Raw genomic sequence first — 2500 nt, 5'->3', positions numbered from 1 at the left:
ACTCCGAATACCCGGGAGTACTAGATGGCAGACACACTGCGGATGCTAACGTCCGTAGTGGAGAGGGAAACAACCCTGACCTACGACTAAGGCCCCCAATTCATGGCTAAGTGGGAAAGCAGGTGGGACGACCAAAACAACCAGGAGGTTGGCTTAGAAGCAGCCATCCTTTAAAGATAGCGTAACAGCTCACTGGTCTAAATAAGTTGTCCTGCGGCGAAGATGTAACGGGGCTCAAGCCATGAGCCGAAGTCTAGGGATGCGTAAGCATCGGTAGCAGAGCGTAGTGTGACATAGAACCTTGTCTATATTGCCGCCGGTTATGCGGCGCGAGTAATCGCGCTCAAGTAGCCGAATAGGCGGTAGCGCAGACATAGGTTCTTTCGATGAAGCCGGGGCGTGAGCCATCCGGTGGAGAGATCACTAGTGAGAATGATGACATGAGTAGCGACAAAGAGTGTGAGAGACACTCTCGCCGAAAGTCCAAGGGTTCCTGCTTAAAGCTAATCTGAGCAGGGTAAGCCGGCCCCTAAGCCGAGGCCGAAAGGCGTAGGCGATGGGAACTAGGTTAATATTCCTAGGCCAGGAGGATGTGACGGATCACAGGTGTAGTTCAATCTTATCGGATTGATTGGGCTGCTGAGTGGTTCCTGGAAATAGCCCTCCATCAGACCGTACCCTAAACCGACACAGGTGGACTGGTAGAGCATACCAAGGCGCTTGAGAGAACGATGTTGAAGGAACTCGGCAAAATACCTCCGTAAGTTCGCGAGAAGGAGGCCCGGTTCCTAGGCAACTAGGGGCTGGGGGCACAAACCAGGGGGTGGCGACTGTTTATTAAAAACACAGGGCTCTGCGAAGTCGCAAGACGACGTATAGGGTCTGACGCCTGCCCGGTGCCTGAAGGTTAAAAGGAGAGGTGAGAGCCTTGAATTGAAGCCCAGGTAAACGGCGGCCGTAACTATAACGGTCCTAAGGTAGCGAAATTCCTTGTCGGGTAAGTTCCGACCTGCACGAATGGCGTAACGACTTCCCCGCTGTCTCCAACATCGACTCAGCGAAATTGAATTGCCTGTCAAGATGCAGGCTTCCCGCGGTTAGACGGAAAGACCCCGTGCACCTTTACTACAGCTTCGCACTGGCATCAGGATTGTGATGTGCAGGATAGGTGGTAGGCTTTGAAGCGGAAACGCAAGTATCCGTGGAGCCTCCCTTGAGATACCACCCTTCGCACTCTTGATGTCTAACCGCGGTCCGTTATCCGGATCCGGGACCCTGCGTGGCGGGTAGTTTGACTGGGGCGGTCGCCTCCTAAAGCGTAACGGAGGCGCGCGAAGGTTGGCTCAGAGCGGTCGGAAATCGCTCGTTGAGTGCAATGGCAGAAGCCAGCCTGACTGCAAGACTGACAAGTCGAGCAGAGTCGAAAGACGGCCATAGTGATCCGGTGGTCCCGAGTGGAAGGGCCATCGCTCAACGGATAAAAGGTACGCCGGGGATAACAGGCTGATACTGCCCAAGAGTCCATATCGACGGCAGTGTTTGGCACCTCGATGTCGGCTCATCTCATCCTGGGGCTGGAGCAGGTCCCAAGGGTACGGCTGTTCGCCGTTTAAAGAGGTACGTGAGCTGGGTTTAGAACGTCGTGAGACAGTTCGGTCCCTATCTGCCGTGGGTGTAGGAGACTTGAGAGGAGTTGCCCCTAGTACGAGAGGACCGGGGTGAACGATCCACTGGTGGACCAGTTGTCGTGCCAACGGCAGTGCTGGGTAGCTATGATCGGACAGGATAACCGCTGAAGGCATCTAAGCGGGAAGCCCCCCTCAAAACAAGGTCTCCCTGAGGGCCGTGGAAGACCACCACGTCAATAGGCCGGAGATGTAAGCGCAGTAATGCGTTCAGTTGACCGGTACTAATCGCCCGATAGGCTTGATTTGATCCAGTAATGGAAAGACAAAATCAAAAGCATACACTGACCTTGAGTTGGACAATTACGTCGCATTTGCTACGCAAAACAGCGACGGTGTTGATTGAAACACAACCGAGTGGCAACGCGCATTCGCAACCGAATACGCTGCCTGCCGCGCGTCGCCTTTTTGCACTGCAAAAAGAGCGACGGGGATTTTCCTCGGTTTGGTGGTCATAGCGCAAGTGAAACACCCGGTCCCATCCCGAACCCGGAAGTTAAGCACTGCCGCGCCAATGGTACTTGGGCTTAAGCCCCGGGAGAGTAGGTCACCGCCAAACCTAGTAAAATCCCCCTTCTCTCTAAAACGATGAAAAGTACACTACCCGGTCTCAAGTAGCCGAATAGGCGGTAGACCAACGCTAAGTGTCGCGGGATGGAGCAGCCCGGTAGCTCGTCAGGCTCATAACCTGAAGGTCGTAGGTTCAAATCCTACTCCCGCAACCAGCGTCAGAAAATCTCAGTACAGCCCGTTCAGACTACAATTGATCACACGGTTCAATTGCTTAACCTCTTCACCTCGTCAGGCTCATAACC

Annotated in this window: 1 tRNA gene and 2 rRNA genes (1 of these 3 cut by a window edge); all 3 read left to right on the top strand. The window is 54.1% G+C overall.

Going from position 1 to position 2500, the window contains the following annotated elements:
* Positions 1-1934: ribosomal RNA gene (locus ACR0KN_RS22265) — 23S ribosomal RNA — on the top strand (it extends 932 nt beyond the left edge of the window).
* A gap of 195 nt (positions 1935-2129) precedes the next feature.
* A 5S ribosomal RNA gene (gene rrf, locus ACR0KN_RS22260) occupies positions 2130-2244 on the top strand.
* Positions 2245-2333: 89 nt separating this feature from the next.
* Positions 2334-2410, top strand: a tRNA-Met gene (locus tag ACR0KN_RS22255).
* Positions 2411-2500 lie beyond the last annotated feature (90 nt).

The organism is Ruegeria sp. AP7 (genome assembly GCF_056539905.1).
The sequence above is the reverse complement of the archived record's forward strand: the minus strand, read 5'-3'. Positions and strand labels throughout refer to the sequence as shown.